We start from the raw sequence: 18,218 nt of genomic DNA on the forward strand, positions 1-18,218 counted from the left end.
AACCTGAACGACGTTTCGGATTTTTCGAAGTATCGGATCAGCATGCTCAACTATCGTCACCTGTACTACTTCTGGATCGTCGTGAAGGAGGGCGGCTTTGCGCGCGCGGCCGGGCGGCTCGACATGGCCGTGCAGACGATCAGCGCGCAGGTGCGCGAGCTCGAGAAAGCGCTTGGGCGCCAGCTGTTGAAGCCGGCCGGGCGCGGCGTCGCGATGACCGAGGCCGGCGAGCAGGCGTTCGATCGCGCGGAGCAGATTTTCCAGCTGGGCGAGGCATTGCTCGACGAGATGCGCGAAGCGAGCGGCGCGGACTCGGTGCGGCTCGCGGTTGGGCTGTCGGATGGGATTTCCAAGCTCGCCGCGCATGCGTTGCTCGCGCCGGTGCTGGCCACGCCGTCGCTCAGGCTGCTGTGTCACGAGGGGGAGCCCGCGCAGCTGTTGTCGGAGCTTGCGCTGCATCGGCTCGATCTGGTGCTCGCCTGTCAGCCGGCGCCGCACGGCGCGGATCTGCGCGTGCTGAGCCAGCGCGTCGCGGGCTCGCCGGTCGACTGGTACGGGCCCGCGCAGGTCGTGCGCAAGTCGGCGCGCGACGGCTTTCCGCTCTGTCTCGCTGACCTGCCCGTGCTGCTGCCGACCCGTCACGGCGCGCTGCGCGCGCGGCTCGACCGATGGTTCGAGTCTCAGGGAATCAGGCCGCGCGTCGTCGGCGAATTCGAGGACAGCGCGTTGATGGCGGTGTTCGCGGCGCGCGGGCTCGGCGTGTTTCCGCTCGCCGAGCTCGGCGCCGAAGATCTCACGTTATCGAGGGGCTTGCGCTGGCTCGGCCGCGCGGACGGCGTGATCGAGGAGAATTCACGCAATCCGCTCGCGACGCGGCCAGCATCATGCGCTCGCGTCGCGGGTGATCGCGGCGGCGCAGTCGTGAGGGCATTGCACTGTCGCGGCGCGCCACGCCTGCGCCGCGCGAGATCAGAACGCGTGACGCATGCCCACCGTGACCGCGACCCGCGTATTCGTCGACGTCGGCGGCAGCGTGTTGAGAGTCGCGTGCGACAACACCGAATCGGCCGGCGGGCCCTGCGCGTACGAAAGGCCGAAGCCGTACGAGCTGTGGTTCGCGAAGTTGCCGGCCTTTGCTAAACGAGTACATCGTCTCGAACGTGAGACCGTGGTAAAGCGAAATCGGAACAAATACGCGCCCATCTGTGGGAATTTGCGCACATCGTGTAGAGCCCGTGAGCGTCGTCAAGGGCGACGAGCCGCCCTGGCCGTTTCATCGACACATGGCATAGTGATTGAACCCATCATCACCGGAGGCCGGCATGCGCATCCAGACATCCTTTCTTTTCGACCTCGACGGCACGCTCGTCGACAGCGTCTATCAGCACGTGCTGGCGTGGAAAGAGGCGCTCGACAGCGAAGGTATCCCGCTGTCCGTCTGGCGTATCCATCGCAAGATCGGCATGAGCGGTGGGCTGTTCACGGACCAGTTGCTGCGTGAGACACACGGCGAGATCAGCGTCGAACGCGCCGAACGGCTGCGGCACGCGCATGCGGCCGCCTATCAGCGGATGCGCGCCCAGGTCTGTCCGCTGCCGGGCGCGCGCGAACTGCTCGACGCGCTGACCCAGGCCGGCACGCCGTGGGCCGTCGCGACGAGCGGGCGGATGGAAACCGCCGCGCTGAATCTGGCGGCGCTCGGCGTCGATCCGGCAAAGGCGGTCGTCGTCACGCGCGACGACGTCAAATACGCGAAGCCCGATCCCGACCTGTTCCTCGCCGCGGCCGAGCGGCTCGGCGTGTCGATCGAGCACACGGTCGTGGTGGGCGACAGCATCTGGGACATGCTTGCGGCCCGCCGCTGCCGCTCGCTCGGTGTCGGCCTGCTGTCGGGTGGCTATGGCACCGAGGAACTGGAGCGCGCGGGGGCGTTGCGCGTCTACGACGATCCGGCCGATCTGCTCGCGCACCTCGACGAGGTGGCGTCGCGGCCGTGAGCCCCGCGTCGCTCAGGGTTTGATGATGGGCGGCTCCGCGGCGGGCTGCGTCGGTCCCACCTTCGACGATTCGCGGACGAGCCGATCGGTCATCGCCGACGCGACCGGATTCGTGCCGCGGCCGCTACCCGCGCCAGCCCCCGGGGGACTGGCAGACTGCAACGGCACGGTGACGCCGGACGGCATCGGCAGCGACGGGTCGGGTTTCGCCGATTCCTTGACCAGTTGTTCCGTCAGCATCGCGGCGACCGGGTTGGCGCCGTTCGGGTGCGTGTCGTCGCGCCGGCGGGCATGGGTCTGGTCGATGCGCGGCCCGTACTGCGGCCTCGGTTGAGCTTTTTCCTGTGCGTACGACTGCGACTTCGATGGGGCGTGCGTGCCTGCGGCCGGATTGGCCGCGGGCGACGCTGCGTTATCGATGCGGCCGCTCGCGGTCTGGCTCGATTGGGGCGTGACGCTCGGCACGGGCGCGGCCGCTGTGGCGGGCAGGGACGGGGCGGGGGCGGGCGCCGCAGCAGGCGCCTGAGCGGCTCCCGGAGCCGGAGTGGCCGACTCCATCTGCGGCAGCGCCGATTGCGGCGCGGGCGGGCTCACGGGTTGCGCAGGCCTCACGCTGGCGCCAGCGGCACGCGTCGCATCGGTCTGCGGTTCCGATTCCACCGCGCCGGTGACGCTGCGGGTCACCGCGCCGGTCACGGCCGGCGCCTGATCGTCCCTTGGGTACAGCAGATAACCGGCGACGCCCGCATCGACCACGAGCAGCCCGACTATCATCATCTTGCCGGTATTCGTCATATCTAAGCAACAACCATTAAGCAACTGCGATTGACTGATGATAAACGACCATTTCGACATCGACGCTTCTTGTCGGCATATTGCGGCGCGTCACGATGATTGATGTCCGAACGGCCCTGGCACGAACGGCGCGCGCTTGCCGCTAAAGCCATTCGCCGGCACGACAGAAGCGGACATTTTTTCCGCATGCCGCGATTTTCTTTTTCGACCAATTAGTCCCCGCAATTGCGCGGCCGGCGCCTGCAGGAATGCGATTTAAGTTGTGCCGCCAATGCGCGGAGCCTGTACTATACGAACCATTGCAGACGACCGGCAGCCACGGTTCGATTATCCGGCGTGTGAAAGCGATTTGCAGCGACTGGCTCGCAGCGCACATGCCGGCAGGCCCGCGCCAGGCTGCGCCACCCGAGACGCGCGAACAGCGTCGATAGCGGCGCGAACAGCGACGGCAGGCGGTCACCGGTAGTAGCGACAAGAACCCATTGATCATGCGGACCCGCGGGCGAGGCATCGCCCGGCATTCCTTGGGCAGTCGCTTGGCGAAACGTCAGATCGACCGACCAGTCGGTCGGGGACCTTCGCGGCGGCGTGAGAAACACGTGAAGATATGAACAACTTTATTCGACCTCCCGTTTTTTACCCGTCCACAGTAGTTTTCGTCGACGACAACGACAGCTACCTCGACGCGCTCCGCCGTTTCTTCCCGGGCACCTACACGAACCTGTTTTTCACGCGTCCGCAAGCGGCCCTCAACTACATCCGCCAGCACGCACGCGAGAATTCGCTCGAATTCGCGGCAGCGTCGGCGTGTCTGAGCGAACCGGGCGTCGAGCGCTTCGTCGAGACCTCGGCGGAGCGCGACATCGTCGCGCAGCCGTCGCGCTTCGAGGAAGTGGCGGCGGTCGTCGTCGACTACGACATGCCGGGCATCGGCGGCGTCGAGTTTTTGTCGTCGATCTCGCACCTGCGTTGCGCGAAGGTGTTGCTTACCGGCGTCGCCGATGAAACCGTCGCGGTGAAGGCCTTCAACGCCGGCATCGTCGACCTGTACCTGCGCAAGACCGACGCGGATTCGGCCAATCGCCTCACGCATTTCCTGAAGGACGCCAAAAGCCGCCATTGCGCGGAGTCGGGCTGGCTCGCGCTCGGCGAAAACGGCATGACCTACTGCGATCCGCGCACGCGCAAGATGATCGACGAAGTGGTGGCCGCTCAGGGCATCGTCGAGTATTACTGGCGGCCCGAGCAGAACGTGATCCTGATGTTCGACGCCGCGGGCAACCCGAGCGTGTTCGTCGCGTGGGCCGAGAACGACTGGATCTCGCAGGGCGAGATCGTCGCCGACGAGGGTGGCCCGTCCGACCTGCTGCGCCAGCTCGCCACGCGCGAGGTGATGCCGCTGTTCTGGCCGGACCTCGCGTATCGTGGCGGCATGAAGTTCCGGTCGCTGACGCCCCAAAGCATTCCTGGCTGGGACGACGCGTTTTTCGGCTGGACCCGCATAGAGCCGGCCGAGGTCGGCCTCGATCTCGTCACGTTCGCGCAGTGGCGCGGCGACCACAATTGCTGAGCCGCGATAACGCGCCGGGCGTGGCGGTGCACATCGTCGCGCTAATGGCGTGCGTTTTCGCGGAGAAATTCGCATACAGCCCTGTGCATGGCCTGCACGCCGGGGCTTGTTTCAAGCGCGCGCCAGCATCCATGCACGAGCCCCGTGCCGACCAGCAGCCGGGCATCTCCACCAGCTTCGCGAATCCGCTCGACGAACACGCGCGCGTCGTCGCGTAGGGGGTCGTGCTCGGCGCCGATGGCCAGCGTCGGCGGCAATTCGTCGAAGCGGGTTGCGGCGAGCGGGATCGTCCACGCGGGGCCGGGCGTTGGGTCGGCTTCCTCTCCTTTTCCCCAGTAAGCGTCGCGAAACTTATGCACGTCCGCGAGCGTCAGCATTGGCGCATCGGACTCGGTGTCGCGCGCGGGCAATTGCGGCTCGGTGCCGAGCATCGGATAGACGAGCGCGATGCCGCGCACCCCGCTCGCACATTCGTCACGCAGGCGTAGCGCGACGCTTGCCGCGAGCGTGCCGCCGGCGCTATCGCCCGCGAGTTGCAATGCGGCGCGCTCTGGGAGGTCGAACGGCAGGCGGTGGTTCAACGCGGCACGCGTGATCGCGAGGCAGTCGTCGTGCGCGGCCGGCGCGCGATGCTCAGGCGCGAGCCGGTAGTCGACCGCGATCACGTCGAGGCCGGTGTCGGCGGCGAGGCGCGCCGTCACCATCTGATGACTGTTCAGCGAGCCGAGCACGAAGCCGCCGCCATGAAAATACAGCACCGTGCCGCGGATCGTGCCGTGTTCGCTTGCCTTCGCTGGATGCCGGTAGAGCCGTAGCGGGATCGCATGGCCCGCGTCGGTGCGAAAGCTTGCGTCCTGTGTGGTGAGTTCGCTGGGCAGTGGCGGCGTCAACGTCGCGGCGTAGCGGTCATACAGCTCGCGCTGCTCGCGCGGCGTCATCGCCGCGTGATGCGACGGATAGAGCGCGCTCGCTCGTTCGATAAAGGCGGCGATTTCCGGCTCGAGCATGGTCACTCCGTTTGAGTAGTGTTTCCCGTTTGCGCTGCGCATGGCAAAGCGATCACACGTCCCGCGAAACGCGCCGGCGGCAATGCCGCATGGGCTTGCGCGAGTTCGTGTACGCGCGCTTTGACGTCCGGATCGAAAGCAACGCCGCGCGCTCCGCTGGTATCGACGTGCAGCAGCATCTGCTCGCCCGCGGCGACGGGGCCGGTGCGTTGGCTTTGCGTCGTGTCCAGCGCAAACATTTCGACGTACACGTGAATACGTTTCGCGTCGTAGCCGAGCACGCGCATGTCGACACGCACCTGCGTGCCTTGTTTGATTTCATGCAGATAGTTGAGATGCGCTTCGAGCGTGTAGATCGATCGATGCCGCTCTTTGCGCACCGCATCGGGCAGGCCGATCAGATCGATCAGCCCGTCGACCGCGAGACTGAAGATCAGCAGGTAGAACGCGTCGCGCATGTGACCGTTGTAATCGACCCATTCGGCGCGCACGCCGTCGCGGTAAGAGGGCAGGGCAACGGGATGCGACATGAGCGTCTACCTCCTCGATCGAATGCGATGGCTGCGGCGCGTCGTTGGGCGTTATCAGTGTAGTGCATCGCGTTGAGGCTGCGCCGGAACGTGGTGGCCTCGAATTGTGGCCGCTATAGCAACAGTGAATTCATGGTTCAGGGCTTACTACGTGGCTCGACCGGCTTCTAAACTGCCTTAACCGCTGCGGATGGCCGATGGTCGCACCAGGCTCCGCGGCAATCGCATGAAGCCATCTCGGGAGGTTGGAAATCATGAAGTCCATCAGGTCGCTGATCGAAGCAGGGGCTATCGCCGCTCTCGTTGCCGCGCCGCTCGCGGCGTTTGCCCAGTCGAATCCGGCCGATCAGCCGCTCGCGCGCGCCCGGGTCCGCACCGAACTGATTCAGCTCGAAAAGGCCGGTCATGATCCGTCCAATGCGAACGTGATCGACTATCCGGCCAATATCCAGGCGGCCGAAGCAAAGGTCGCGGCGCAAAACCAGGCTGCGCAGAATAGCGGCTACGGTGCGCCGTCGAATGGCTCGTCGCAGCGCGGTGGCCGCACCGATTTCGCGCCGACTTCGTATTCCGTGCCGGTGGTGAATTACACGCGTTGATTGCAGCGTGTACAACTAACGTCACTTCCGAAGTGCAGCAACGCGACACCGTCGAATCTGACGAGCGGCGCGGCCGACAGCACGGGCTGAGGCTTCGGTTCACCGTTCGTCGTGAGCCCGACGGGCGCGGGCGCCGACCAGCAGCGCATCCTCGGTGCGGGCGCGACCTACGATTTCGGCTTCGTCAACCTGCTCGTCTGCGCCGAAAGGCGAGCGAGACGATGCCGCGCGACACGAGCGCGATGCCGGCCGCGGCGAGCGGCTTCAGCACCTCGCCCGCGAACACGAGTGCGCCGACGAACACGAGCATCGGCGAAAGACCGCGCGCAATCGGATAGACCTGAGCGAAATCGCCGCTTCTGTACGCGCGAATCAGCGCGAGCAGATAGCCCCATTCGAGCACTGCCGACGCAACGATATACGGCCACGCGGCCAGCGCCGGCAGCGGCAGCAACAAGGCCGGAATGGCGTTTTGAATCCGGCTGCTCAGTGCCGCGCGCGCGACGCGCGCCGTCCTCAGATCACCCGTTCACGCAGCCACGCCGAGCCGAGATCGATCACCGTCACGACGACGATCACCATGATCATCACCGCGGCGGTCTGCGCATAGTTGAACGAGCGGATCGCTTCGTACAGCACGACGCCGATGCCGCCCGCGCCGACCATGCCGACCACCATCGCCGAGCGCACGTTCGACTCGAAGCGATACAGCGCGTACGAGATCCACAGCGGCAGCACTTGCGGCAGCACCGCATAGACAATTTCGTCGAGGCGCGTCGCGCCGGTTGCGCGCACGCCTTCGGCCGGGCGCGGATCGATCGCCTCGACCGCTTCTGCGAACAGTTTGGCGAGCACGCCCGTCGTATGCACCCACAGCGCGAGCACGCCGGCGAACGGCCCGAGGCCGACCGCGACGATGAACAGCATCGCGAAGACCATTTCGTTGATCGCGCGGCATGCGTCCATCAGGCGGCGCATCGGCTGCACGACCCACTGCGGCGCGAGATTGTGCGCTGACATCAGGCCGCAAGGCACCGCGCAGACGAGGGAGAGCGCGGTACCCCAGATCGCGACCGCCAGCGTCACGTACATCTCGTGCACGTAGCTGCGCCACTCGGTGAAGTCGGGCGGGAAGAAGTCCGCGGCGAACTGGCCCATGTTGGCCGAGTCGCTGAGCAGATCGAGCGGCCGCATGTCGGCGCCGTGCCATGCACCGCCGAGTACCGCGAGCACCGCGATCCAGCCGAGCAACGACCACCAGCTGCGCTTGCCGGCACGATCTTTATCTTGCGCCGTCCGCGCGGCGGCCGCTTCGCTCGCGCGCGCGGGCGACGTGCTCAGATCGGCGGAGTTCATTGCTTCGACTGTGCGTTGCTGAGCGCGCTCAGCTTCGCGTCGAGAGCGGCCAATTGCGTCTTGCGGTCGCTATCGGACAGATGTGCATCGTTCTCGATCTTCTGCTTCTGCTGGAACAGCACGATCTCGCGAATCGGCAGCAGTTGCTGATCCGACGATGCCTCGAAGCCGCTGTACTCGGTGATGCCGGCCATCACCGCTTTTTCGTGCAAATCGGTTTTCGCGTAGTTCAGGAAGAACTTGCGCAGCTTGTCCTTCGTCGCTTCCGGCAGATCCTTGCGCCACACGAGCGGGTCCGAAGGAATCAGCGGCGAGGTCCACAGCACGCGCACCTGCGCGAACTTGTCCGGATGCTCGCGCTTCAGCGTTTCCATCATCATGCTGTTGTTGGTCGCGATGTCGATCTTGTTGTTGACGACGGCCAGCAGATTCGCTTCGTGGCTCGACGGCAGCACGCTCTTGAACGACGTGTAGACCGGCGCGTTGTGCTTCGCGAACAGGTAGTAGCCAGGCACCAGCGTGCCCGACGTCGAGTTCGGATCGCCGAACCCGAGCGTCACGCTCTTCGTGTCCTTGAACACGTCGTCGAGCGTCTTGAAGCGGCTGTTCACGTTGGTGATCAGCAGCGAGTAGTAGCCGCTGTCGCCGTTCGCGTGCTGCGCTTTCGCGAATACTTCGCCACTCGAACGATCGACGGCTTCGATCGCCGACGCGTTGCCGAAATAGCCGACCTGCACCTTGTTAAAGCGCATGCCTTCGATGATGCCCGCGTAATCGGTCGCGAAGAATGCCTTCACGTTCAGGCCGGTCTGTTTCTTCATGTCATCGATCAGCGGTTCCCAGCGTTGCTTGAGCACCGCCGACGAATCGGTCGAGATGATTCCGAGGTTGATGTCCTCGGCGTGGGCCGCGGCGATGCAGGCGAAAGCGGCAGCGCCGGCCGCGAGCGTGATCAGGGAGCGCAGGAATTTCATCGGTTGAGATCCGGTTGAGTGGACGGAGAGAATCAAAAGCGCGCGACAGCGTGCGCGGTTCAGTTCGACGGCGCGGCGTTCAACGCGAACGCGTAGCGCGCGGCGGCGGTGTCGGGGGTGTCAGGCTCGTCGTGAGTTTCGTCTGCGTCGTGCGTCGCGTCGTCGAGCAGTTCGCGCGCATCGCCGCCGTAGAGTTTCTTTAGCAGCGCCGGTGTCAGCGCACTGGAAGGGCCGTCATAGACCACCTTGCCGCGACGCAGCGCGACCGTGCGCGCGCAGTACTGCAGCGCGATGTCGACCTGATGCAGCGACACCAGCACCGTGATCCGGTGCTCGACGTTCAGCGCTTGCAGCATGTCCATCACGCGGCGCGACGACTCGGGATCGAGCGAGGCAATCGGCTCGTCGGCGAGCACGATTTGCGCACGTTGCACCAGCGCCCGTGCGAGCGCGGCACGTTGCTGTTGACCGCCCGACAGGTTCGCGGCCCGCTCGCGCGCATATTCGCCGATCCCGACCTCGTGCAGCGCGGCCCGCGACAGCGCGCGTTCCGCGCGCGGGAAGCGGCCGGAGAGACGGCGCCACCACGGCAGGCGCGCGAGCGCGCCGATCAGCACGTTGGTTTCGACCGACAGCCGGTTCACCAGATTGAACTGCTGGAACACGAAGCCGATGTCGCGGCGAATGCTGCGCACCTCGCGCACGATGCGGCCGTTCTGCTGGATCGGCCGGCCGAGAATCTCGATTTGCGACGGCTGCGCGTCCGACGCGGTAAAGCCCGCGATATGCCGCAGCAACGTCGATTTTCCCGAGCCGGACGCGCCGATCAGCGCGACCATTTCACCGGGCGCGACGCGCAGATCGATTTCGTCGAGCGCTTTGCGGCCGTTACCGAACGTCTTGCTCAAACGCTCGATTCGAATAGCTTCACGGATCGCTTCCATCTGTATTCCCTCTTGCATGCGGCCACTGCCGGCAGGTGTGGGCTCATTCTAGGAAGCGACTGTGACGGTTGAGTGAAGGCATCGCAACGTCTAGACGACTACATCTTTGTGCGTGGCGTTTTCCGCTGTGTCATGTGTCGTCAGGATGGCAAAACGAAGTCATTGCGAAGTCATTGCGAAGTCAGTGATTCAAACGGAAATTGACATACGGATGACACGATTCGCGTGCACACGTGCGCGCTCGCGCGTGCTGACACACAGCCAGGCTATAGTGCGGGTTTTCCGGCCCTCCTTAATAATCCCGACACTCCGGTCACGCCGTCATGCCGACTCCTTTGAGCTTTCTTCCGGACAGTTTTGCCGAATATGAAGATCTCAAGTCGATACTCGACCAGGGCAGGGCGAGCTTCGAAATCCGCGCGGTCTGCGAGACCGAGGTACGCGGCCGGCGCTTTTCCGTCTACACCGCGAGCATCGGTTCATCCGATCCGCTCGCGCCGGCCATTGGCTTTTTCGGCGGGATTCACGGGCTCGAGCGAATCGGCTCGCAACTCGTCCTCGACTATATGCGCGCGCTGCTCGCTCGGCTCGAATGGGACGAATTGCTGGTGCGGCAATTGCAGTCCATCCGGCTGATCTTTTTACCGATCGCGAATCCCGGCGGCATGTGGGCAGCGACGCGCGCGAATCCGCGCGGCGTCGACCTGATGCGCAACGCACCGCAAGACGCCGACGCGCGCGTGCCGCTGCTGGCGGGCGGCCAGCGCGTCGGCGCGTGGTTGCCCTGGTATCGCGGCCGCGCGGGCGAGCCGATGGAGGTCGAGGCGGCCGCGCTGCTGCATGTCGTCGAGACGCAGCTCGCCGCGCGGCCGTTGAGCATCGCGCTCGATTGCCATTCCGGCTACGGCTGGAGCGACAGCATCTGGTTTCCGTACGCCCGAACCCGCCGGCAGATGCCGCATCTGCCCGAAATGTACGTGTTGAAGAGCATGTTCGAACACGCGCATCCGCATCACGGCTACACGTTCGAGCCGCAAAGCCATCAGTATCTGCTGCACGGCGATCTGTGGGACTACGCGTATGACCGCACGCCGGCGCCGAACGTCTTTCTGCCGATGACGCTCGAACTCGGCTCGTGGCTGTGGATCAAGAAAAACCCGCGGCAGTTGTTTTCGCGGCAGGGCATGTTCAATCCGGTCATGGAGCATCGCACCGCGCGCGTGCTGCGGCGCCATGCGAACCTGTTCGACTTCCTCGCGCGCGCGGCGTTTTCGGCGCAGCGCTGGCTGCCGCAAGGCAATCGTCGCGAGCAGTTGCTGCAAAGCGCGCTCGATCACTGGTACGGGCCGGATCGCGTATGAGCACATGGATTCTGCTGCGCGGACTGACGCGGGAAACGCGGCATTGGGGGCGCTTGCCGGCGGCGTTGCGCGAAACCCTGGGTCAAATTTCGGGCGATCGCTTGCGCGATGCAACCCCAGCCGCAACGAGCACGACCGGCTTGCGTTTGCTGCTGCTCGATCTGCCTGGCAACGGTGAATACGTGCGGCGGCGCGCGCCCGCGAGCGTCGCGGGCATGGTCGCATTCGTGCGGCAGGCAGCGCTCGAAACGGGTGTGCCGGGCCCCTACAACGTGCTCGCGATGTCGCTCGGCGGCATGGTTGCGACCCACTGGGCACAGCGTCATCCCGGCGAGATCGAACGGCTCGTGCTGATCAATACGAGCATGCGGCCATTCAGCCGCATGCACGAGCGGCTGCGGCCGTCGGCGTGGCCTGGTCTGCTCGGCGTCGCGGCGCATTGGAGCGATGCCGCCGATGCCGAGAGCGGCATCCATCGACTCACGTGCAATAACCTCCACACCTTGGGCGCGGATCTCGCTGCCTGGACCGCGATTCGCCGCAGCGCGCCGGTGAGCCGCGCGAATGCGCTGCGGCAATTGTGGGCGGCCGCGTGCTTTAGCGCGGCGCCCGCCGCGCCGGAGTGTGCACTGCTGATTCTGTCGTCGGAAGCCGATGGGCTCGTCAACCCGGTCTGTTCGGCGAAGCTCGCGGCGGCGTGGGGCGCGCCGCATCGCAAGCATTCGTGGGCCGGCCACGATCTACCCCATGACGATCCCGCGTGGACGGCCGCGCAGATTCGCGCGTGGCTTACCCAGCGCGCCGAGAATAGCGATGCGGCCGCGCCGGCACCGGCGCCCGCAAAGCCCGCGCGCTGAGCCGCGCACGGCGTTGCCGCGCCGCAGCGATGCTAGGGCCTGGCGATTCTTCGACGACCGGTCAGCGGGTATTACCTGACTGCGCGAAACGGCCGTATCGCGTACGGCAGGCGCATAATTCCAAGTCAGACGTTGCCTGCGAATCACGCGATACTCACCATTGCCGCCAGCCGGGGGAGTCGATCATGCAAGCAAAGAACGAAGAAGCCGTCACACACCTGCTGAACGATGTTGTCGAATTTGCGCGGGGGCGGTTGCCGGAGCCGGCCTTCAATATCGTCGAACCCTTCCTGCGGCATTACTACGATTTCGTCGACGCGGGCGATCTGCAAAGCCGCTCGATCGCCGATCTGTACGGCGCGGCGCTGGCCCACTGGCAGACCGCGCAGCGCTTCGTGCCGGGCGAGCAGCGGCTGCGCGTGTATAACCCGATCCTCGAACAGCATGGCTGGCATTCCGATCACACGGTGATCGAAATCGTCAACGACGACATGCCGTTCCTCGTCGATTCGGTCGCGATGTCGGTCAACCGGCATCGGCTCGCGCTGCATTCGGTCGTCCATCCGGTATTTCGGGTCTGGCGCGCGCCGGACGGCAGCATCGCGCGCGTGAGCCAAGGTGCCGAAGAAGCCGGCGATACGCGCTCGCATCTGACCTCGTGCATCCATTTCGAGGTCGATCGTTGTGGCGATGCCGCAAAACTCGACGCATTGCGCGACGACATCGCGCGCGTGCTCGGCGACGTGCGCGCGGCGGTCGAGGATTGGCCGAAAATCATCGAACGCGCGAAGCAGACCATTCAAGATATGAAGGTGCGCGAAACCGGTCCCGAGGGCGTCGAAGCGCGCGCGTTCGTCGAATGGATGGTCGCCGATCATTTCACGTTCCTCGGCCATCGTGATTACGAACTGGTGCAGCACGACGGCGGCTTCGGTTTGCGGGCGGTCGCGGGCTCCGGTCTCGGCATTCTGCGCGATGCGCAGCAGCCGGGCGGCGCGGCGGAAGTCACGCCGTTGCCGCCGGCGGCAACGGAGATCATCTCCGGGTCGTCGCCGATCTTTCTGACTAAGGCCAATTCGCGCGCCACGGTGCACCGGCCCGGCTATCTCGACTATGTCGGCATCAAGCTGAGCGGCGCCGATGGCAAGGTGACGGGCGAGCGGCGCTTCATCGGCCTGTATACGTCGACCGCTTATTTCGTGTCGGCTGCGGAGATTCCGATTGTGAGGCGCAAATGCGCAAATATCGTCAGACGCGCCGCATTCCTGCCGAAAGGTCATCTGGCGAAATCGCTGGTGACGGTGCTCGAGACCTATCCGCGCGACGAATTGTTCCAGGCCGACGAGGACCAGCTATACGACACCGCCCTCGGCGTGCTGCATTTGCAGGAGCATCAGCGCACGCGGCTGTTCGTGCGGCGCGATCGCTTCGATCGCTTCGTATCGTGCCTCGTGTTCGTGTCGCGCGACAAGTACAACACCGATCTGCGGCAGCGCATCGCGAACCTGCTCGCCGACGCATTCAATGGCGAGAACGTCGAATTCACGCCGCTGCTGTCGGAGTCGACGCTCGCGCGAATTCATTTCGTCGTCCATGCCAAGGCGGGCGGCATGCCGAGCGTCGACACGCGCGAGCTCGAAGCGCGCCTCGTGCAGGTCGCGCGACGCTGGCAGGACGATCTGGCCGACGCATTGCTCGACGCGTACGGCGAAGAGCAGGGCAACCGTTTGCTGCAGCACTACGCCGATTCGTTCCCGGCCGGCTATCGCGACGACTATCCGGCGCGCACGGCCGTGCGTGATATCGAACTGATCGAGCGCGTGCAGGGCAGCGAGCGGCTCGCGATGAACCTGTACAGGCCGATCGAATCGGGACCGCGCGCGTTCCGTTTCAAGGTGTATCGCGCGGGGCTGCCGATCGCACTGTCGCGCAGCTTGCCGATGCTCGAACATCTGGGCGTGCGCGTCGACGAAGAGCGGCCTCATCTGATCGAGGCGCCCGGTGCGATGCCCGCGTGGATCCACGACTTCGGCCTCGAACTCGCGGACGATACCGAGTTCGACATCGAGCGGGTCAAGGATCTGTTCGAACAGGCGTTCGAGCAGGTGTGGACCGGCACGATCGAAAGCGACGACTTCAACCGCCTCGTGCTGCGCGCGCAGCTCAATGCACGCGAGGTGACGATTCTGCGCGCTTACGCGAAGTATTTGCGGCAAGTCGGTTCGACGTTCAGCGACGCGTATATCGAACGCGCGGTGACCGGCAATCCGGCGATTGCGCGCATGCTCGTCGACCTGTTCATCGCGCGCTTCGATCCGGCGCTCGGCGCGGTACGCGAGGCCCGCGTCAACGCTTGTCTGGAGACGATCGACAGCGCGCTCGACCAGGTGCCTAATCTCGACGAAGACCGCATCCTGCGGCAGTTCCTCGGCGTGATCAAGGCGACCAAGCGCACCAACTACTACCGCCATGACGCTCAGGGCCAACCGAAGCCGTATCTGTCGTTCAAGTTCGATCCCGCCCAGGTGCCCGGCTTGCCCGAGCCGAAACCGATGTTCGAGATCTGGGTTTATTCGCCGCGCGTCGAGGGCGTCCATCTGCGAGGCGGGCGCGTCGCGCGCGGCGGCCTGCGCTGGTCTGATCGGCGCGAGGATTTCCGCACGGAAGTGCTCGGCCTGATGAAGGCGCAGATGGTGAAGAACGTGGTGATCGTGCCGGTCGGCTCGAAGGGCGGCTTCGTCGTCAAGAATCCGCCGCCGCAGGGCGAGCGCGATGCGTGGATGCGCGAAGGCGTCGCGTGTTATCAGACCTTCCTGCGCGGCTTGCTCGACGTGACCGACAATCTGGCGAGCACCGACGTCGTGCCACCGCCTGACGTGGTGCGCCACGATCCCGACGACCCGTACCTGGTCGTCGCCGCCGACAAGGGCACGGCCACGTTTTCCGACTACGCGAATGCAATCTCGCAGGAATACGGTTTCTGGCTCGACGACGCGTTCGCGTCGGGCGGCTCGGTCGGCTATGACCACAAGAAGATGGGCATCACCGCGCGCGGCGCGTGGGAGTCGGTCAAGCGGCACTTCCGCGAAATCGGCGTCGACACGCAGAGCGAGGACTTCACGGTGGTCGGTGTCGGCGACATGTCGGGCGACGTGTTCGGCAACGGCATGCTGCTGTCGCCGCATATCAAGCTGCTCGCCGCGTTCGATCACCGCCATATCTTTCTCGATCCGAATCCCGATCCCGCGGCGAGCATGGCGGAGCGCGCGCGGCTCTTCATGCTCGACCGTTCGAGCTGGGCCGATTACGATCCGTCGCTGATCTCCGCCGGCGGCGGCGTGTTCCCGCGCAGCGCGAAGACGATTCCGCTGTCGACGGCGGTGCAGGTGGCGCTCGGGATCAGCGCGGCGGCGCTCTCGCCGGCCGAGCTGATGCGCGTGATTCTGCAGGCGCCGGTCGATCTGCTTTACAACGGCGGCATCGGCACCTATGCGAAGGCGAGCCGCGAGACCAATCAGCAGGCGGGCGATCGCGCGAACGACGCGATCCGCGTGAACGGTGCGGATCTGCGCTGCAAGGTCGTGGCCGAAGGGGGCAATCTCGGCTTGACGCAACTCGGGCGCATCGAGTTCGCGCAGCGCGGCGGCCGCATCAATACCGATGCGATCGATAATTCGGCCGGTGTCGATTGCTCCGATCACGAGGTCAACATCAAGATTCTGCTGGGCCTCGTCGTCGCCGACGGCGAGATGACGGAGAAGCAGCGCAATGCGTTGCTTGCCGAAATGACCGATGAAGTCGGTCTGCTCGTGCTGACGGACAACTACTATCAGACCCAGGCTTTGTCGATCGCGGGCCGGTTTGGCGTGGCGCTGCTCGATGCCGAAGCGCGCCTGATGCGCTATCTGGAGAAGGCGGGGCGGCTCAATCGCGTGATCGAGTTTCTGCCCACCGACGAGGACATCGCCGAGCGCGCGGCCGCGAAGCAGGGACTGACGACACCCGAGCGCGCGGTGCTGCTCGCGTACAGCAAGATGTGGCTCTATGACGCGCTGCTCGAATCGTCGATGCCGGAAGACCCGCTCTCGTTAGCGATATGTTGATCGAGTACTTTCCGAAACCTCTGCAGCAGCGTTTCCGCGAACCGATGCAGCGCCATCCGCTGCGCCGTGAAATCCTCGCGACGCATCTGACCAATGCGCTCGTGAATCGCGTCGGCTGCGAGTTCGTGCATCGGCTGATGGAGGAGACCGATGCACAGCCCGGCGACATCGTGCGCGCGTGCATCATGGCGCGCGACGTGTTCGATCTCGATCAGATCTGGCGCAGCATCGACGCGCTCGACAACCGCGTTCCCGACGACGTGCAGGCACGCATGTTCGCGGAGGTCGCGCGGCTCGTCGAACGTTCGGCGCTGTGGTTCCTGCGGCATCTGCAAACGGGCGCGGCCGGCGACGATGTGACCGGCTTGCTCGCGCGCTGTCGCGACGCCGCGCAGCGTCTCGCGCCACAATGGCCGGCGCTGTTGCCTGGCGCGGACCTCGAAGCGTTGTCGGAGCGGCAACGGGTGTTCGTCGATGCGGGTGTCGATAGCGATCTCGCGGTGCGGATCGCGAGCGGCGAGGTGTCGGCCGCTCTGCTCGATATCGCCGAAGTCGCGTCGACGTGCGGGCGCAATCTCGAACAGGTCGCGGGCGTCTACTTCGCGCTCGGCACGCTGCTGAATTACAGCTGGATCAGCGAGCGCGCCGCCTCGTTGCCGGCGCCGACGCATTGGGACATGCTCGCGCGCGCATCGGCGCTCGCCGAACTAGCGCGGCTCAAGCGCGCGCTGACCACGAGCGCATTGGCCGGCGCGACCGATGCGTCGACGCCCGATTCGCTGGTGCAAGCGTGGCGCGACAAACGCGCGGCACAGCTCGAGCGTTATACGCGCCTGCTGACCGATCTGCGCGCGACGGGCGGCGCGAGTCTTTCGGTGCTGCTGGTTGTCGTACGGGAGATGGCGGCGCTCGAGAGGGCGTGAGTCGCACGAATGGTGCAAAGGACGCCTGGGGAACTGGCGGCACGACGGCACATCAGGTCCGATTCCTGCGAGCGGGTGTGTCGTTGTCATCCATAATATCGAGTACTTGCCGATCACTTCGCTCGTGCAATACCCAACAATACCCAGCCCACTCACCGACCCCCGCCAGCAGATGAAAGAAGAATCGCCGAAAGCCATTTTCTACGCACTCGCCGCCAACTTCGGCATCGCCGTCTGCAAGTTCGCCGCGGCGGCGTTCACCGGCTCCGGATCGATGTTCGCCGAAGCGATTCACTCCACCGCCGACTGCGGCAATCAACTGCTGCTGCTATTCGGACTGCGCGAAGCGCGCAAGCCGGTGAGCCCTTTGCATCCGATGGGCAGCGGCCGCGAAATCAACTTCTATTCGCTGCTGGTTGCGTTGCTGCTGTTTTTCGTCGGCGGTGCGTTTTCGGTGTATGAGGGCGTGCATCGACTGATTGCGCGCGAGCCGTTGCAATATGCGTTCGTCGCGTTGGCGGTGCTCGGTGTGTCGGTAGTGCTCGAATCGCTATCGTTGTGGGGCGCGGTCAAGGAGATTCGCAAGACGCATCCGGATAAAAATCTGTGGCACTGGTTTCGCGAAACGCGCGAATCGGATCTGCTGGTCGTGGCCGGCGAAGATATCGCCGCGCTATTCGGTCTCGCGATCGCCTTCGTCGCGGTGCTATCGACGATGGTGACCGGCAGCCCCGTGTATGACGCGCTCGGCTCGGTGGGGATCGGTTTTCTGCTGATGACGATCGCGTGGCTCGTCGCGCGTGAAGTGAAGTCGATGCTCGTCGGCGAATCGGCGAGCCCGGAAGTGCGCAGCGCCATCGACGCGCATCTGCGCGCGCGTCCCGAGATTCGCGGCATCATCAACTTGATCACGCTGCAGTGGGGGCGTCACGTGGTGGTGGCGGTGCAGGCGGAAATGATCGACTACGCGAGCGGCCGCGCGATGGTCGATGCGATCAACGTCATCGAGGCCGATCTGCAGGCCACGTTTCCTCAGGTGCGCTGGGTGTTCTTCGAACCGGATGTGCCGCGCAATTAAAGAAGACTTCTCCACTCGGGCATGAATCGGGTCCATGAACCCCGCGGACGAGAGGAGGCGAGAGGAGGCGAAGCGACGTGCGCTGCGATCGCGGGTCATTCCGCCCGTCCCGACTGGATGCCAG

Annotated in this window: 12 protein-coding genes and 3 pseudogenes; 8 read left to right on the forward strand and 7 right to left on the reverse strand. The window is 65.1% G+C overall.

Features of this window, described 5'->3' with window-relative positions; translation table 11 throughout:
- The first annotated feature begins 42 nt into the window (after positions 1 to 42).
- Together OKW27_RS11515 and OKW27_RS11520 are read left to right on the forward strand one after the other, a co-directional pair.
- A pseudogene (locus OKW27_RS11515) lies at positions 43 to 925 on the forward strand (LysR family transcriptional regulator).
- Positions 926 to 1,322: 397 nt separating this feature from the next.
- Positions 1,323 to 1,997, forward strand: a complete 675-nt coding sequence (locus OKW27_RS11520) for an HAD family hydrolase (protein WP_018423463.1) — start codon at positions 1,323 to 1,325, stop codon at positions 1,995 to 1,997.
- A gap of 12 nt (positions 1,998 to 2,009) precedes the next feature.
- On the opposite strand, the gene OKW27_RS11525 is transcribed toward OKW27_RS11520, so the two are convergent.
- A complete protein-coding gene (locus tag OKW27_RS11525) occupies positions 2,010 to 2,792 on the reverse strand; it encodes a hypothetical protein (RefSeq protein ID WP_429333537.1) in 783 nt (260 codons plus the stop codon).
- A 607-nt stretch (positions 2,793 to 3,399) separates the two neighbouring features.
- On the opposite strand from OKW27_RS11525, the gene OKW27_RS11530 reads away from it, so the two are divergent.
- A complete protein-coding gene (locus OKW27_RS11530; protein ID WP_184064225.1) occupies positions 3,400 to 4,362 on the forward strand; it encodes a response regulator in 963 nt (320 codons plus the stop codon).
- 41 nt (positions 4,363 to 4,403) lie between these two features.
- Here the strand turns inward: OKW27_RS11530 and OKW27_RS11535 are convergent, their stop codons facing one another.
- Positions 4,404 to 5,369 (reverse strand): alpha/beta hydrolase, encoded by a 966-nt coding sequence (locus OKW27_RS11535; protein WP_429333538.1) that lies wholly within the window; start codon positions 5,367 to 5,369, stop codon positions 4,404 to 4,406.
- Between the two features lie 2 nt (positions 5,370 to 5,371).
- On the reverse strand, positions 5,372 to 5,899 hold the full coding sequence (locus OKW27_RS11540) for a thioesterase family protein (RefSeq protein ID WP_429333539.1): 528 nt from the start codon (positions 5,897 to 5,899) through the stop codon (positions 5,372 to 5,374).
- Positions 5,900 to 6,153: 254 nt separating this feature from the next.
- Between OKW27_RS11540 and OKW27_RS11545 the strand changes: the two genes are divergently transcribed.
- Positions 6,154 to 6,498 carry a DUF4148 domain-containing protein gene (locus tag OKW27_RS11545; protein ID WP_429333540.1) on the forward strand — a complete coding sequence of 115 codons (345 nt, stop codon included), beginning with the start codon at positions 6,154 to 6,156 and terminating at the stop codon, positions 6,496 to 6,498.
- Positions 6,499 to 6,697: 199 nt separating this feature from the next.
- Here OKW27_RS11545 and OKW27_RS11550 read toward each other — a convergent pair.
- The 4 genes and pseudogenes from OKW27_RS11550 to phnC all read right to left on the reverse strand — a co-directional run.
- Positions 6,698 to 6,952: pseudogene (locus OKW27_RS11550) on the reverse strand (EamA family transporter); the annotation flags it as partial.
- Positions 6,953 to 7,014: 62 nt separating this feature from the next.
- Positions 7,015 to 7,854 (reverse strand): phosphonate ABC transporter, permease protein PhnE, encoded by an 840-nt coding sequence (gene phnE / locus OKW27_RS11555; protein ID WP_184064237.1) that lies wholly within the window; start codon positions 7,852 to 7,854, stop codon positions 7,015 to 7,017.
- Positions 7,851 to 8,828, reverse strand: a complete 978-nt coding sequence (gene phnD / locus OKW27_RS11560; RefSeq protein WP_090807067.1) for a phosphonate ABC transporter substrate-binding protein — start codon at positions 8,826 to 8,828, stop codon at positions 7,851 to 7,853. Before phnD ends, phnE begins: the two co-directional genes overlap by 4 nt.
- Before the next feature lie 59 nt (positions 8,829 to 8,887).
- Positions 8,888 to 9,772 carry a phosphonate ABC transporter ATP-binding protein gene (gene phnC / locus OKW27_RS11565; RefSeq protein ID WP_090807065.1) on the reverse strand — a complete coding sequence of 295 codons (885 nt, stop codon included), beginning with the start codon at positions 9,770 to 9,772 and terminating at the stop codon, positions 8,888 to 8,890.
- A gap of 323 nt (positions 9,773 to 10,095) precedes the next feature.
- Here phnC and OKW27_RS11570 point away from each other — a divergent pair, with 323 nt between their 5' ends.
- The 4 genes and pseudogenes from OKW27_RS11570 to OKW27_RS11585 all read left to right on the forward strand — a co-directional run bounded on the left by OKW27_RS11570 (position 10,096) and on the right by OKW27_RS11585 (position 18,094).
- Positions 10,096 to 11,133, forward strand: coding sequence for a M14 family zinc carboxypeptidase (locus OKW27_RS11570; protein ID WP_187611215.1), 1,038 nt, complete (start codon positions 10,096 to 10,098; stop codon positions 11,131 to 11,133).
- Complete coding sequence (locus OKW27_RS11575; protein WP_429333541.1) at positions 11,130 to 11,990, forward strand: alpha/beta fold hydrolase; 861 nt, start codon at positions 11,130 to 11,132, stop codon at positions 11,988 to 11,990. Before OKW27_RS11570 ends, OKW27_RS11575 begins: the two co-directional genes overlap by 4 nt.
- Before the next feature lie 185 nt (positions 11,991 to 12,175).
- A pseudogene (locus OKW27_RS11580) lies at positions 12,176 to 17,016 on the forward strand (NAD-glutamate dehydrogenase).
- A 172-nt stretch (positions 17,017 to 17,188) separates the two neighbouring features.
- Positions 17,189 to 18,094 carry a cation diffusion facilitator family transporter gene (locus tag OKW27_RS11585; protein WP_090807058.1) on the forward strand — a complete coding sequence of 302 codons (906 nt, stop codon included), beginning with the start codon at positions 17,189 to 17,191 and terminating at the stop codon, positions 18,092 to 18,094.
- Positions 18,095 to 18,218: the final 124 nt, after the last annotated feature.

Origin of the sequence: Paraburkholderia sp. 35.1, assembly GCF_050436525.1 — a bacterium.
GTDB lineage: Bacteria > Pseudomonadota > Gammaproteobacteria > Burkholderiales > Burkholderiaceae > Paraburkholderia > Paraburkholderia tuberum.

What these genes read in the sequence shown, in the direction of transcription:
- OKW27_RS11520 (WP_018423463.1), top strand. Translation starts at nt 1,323, where the DNA reads ATGCGCATCCAGACATCCTTTCTTTTCGACCTCGACGGCACGCTCGTC.
- OKW27_RS11525 (WP_429333537.1), bottom strand. Translation starts at nt 2,792, where the DNA reads ATGACGAATACCGGCAAGATGATGATAGTCGGGCTGCTCGTGGTCGAT.
- OKW27_RS11530 (WP_184064225.1), top strand. Translation starts at nt 3,400, where the DNA reads ATGAACAACTTTATTCGACCTCCCGTTTTTTACCCGTCCACAGTAGTT.
- OKW27_RS11535 (WP_429333538.1), bottom strand. Translation starts at nt 5,369, where the DNA reads ATGCTCGAGCCGGAAATCGCCGCCTTTATCGAACGAGCGAGCGCGCTC.
- OKW27_RS11540 (WP_429333539.1), bottom strand. Translation starts at nt 5,899, where the DNA reads ATGTCGCATCCCGTTGCCCTGCCCTCTTACCGCGACGGCGTGCGCGCC.
- OKW27_RS11545 (WP_429333540.1), top strand. Translation starts at nt 6,154, where the DNA reads ATGAAGTCCATCAGGTCGCTGATCGAAGCAGGGGCTATCGCCGCTCTC.
- phnE (WP_184064237.1), bottom strand. Translation starts at nt 7,854, where the DNA reads ATGAACTCCGCCGATCTGAGCACGTCGCCCGCGCGCGCGAGCGAAGCG.
- phnD (WP_090807067.1), bottom strand. Translation starts at nt 8,828, where the DNA reads ATGAAATTCCTGCGCTCCCTGATCACGCTCGCGGCCGGCGCTGCCGCT.
- phnC (WP_090807065.1), bottom strand. Translation starts at nt 9,772, where the DNA reads ATGGAAGCGATCCGTGAAGCTATTCGAATCGAGCGTTTGAGCAAGACG.
- OKW27_RS11570 (WP_187611215.1), top strand. Translation starts at nt 10,096, where the DNA reads ATGCCGACTCCTTTGAGCTTTCTTCCGGACAGTTTTGCCGAATATGAA.
- OKW27_RS11575 (WP_429333541.1), top strand. Translation starts at nt 11,130, where the DNA reads ATGAGCACATGGATTCTGCTGCGCGGACTGACGCGGGAAACGCGGCAT.
- OKW27_RS11585 (WP_090807058.1), top strand. Translation starts at nt 17,189, where the DNA reads ATGAAAGAAGAATCGCCGAAAGCCATTTTCTACGCACTCGCCGCCAAC.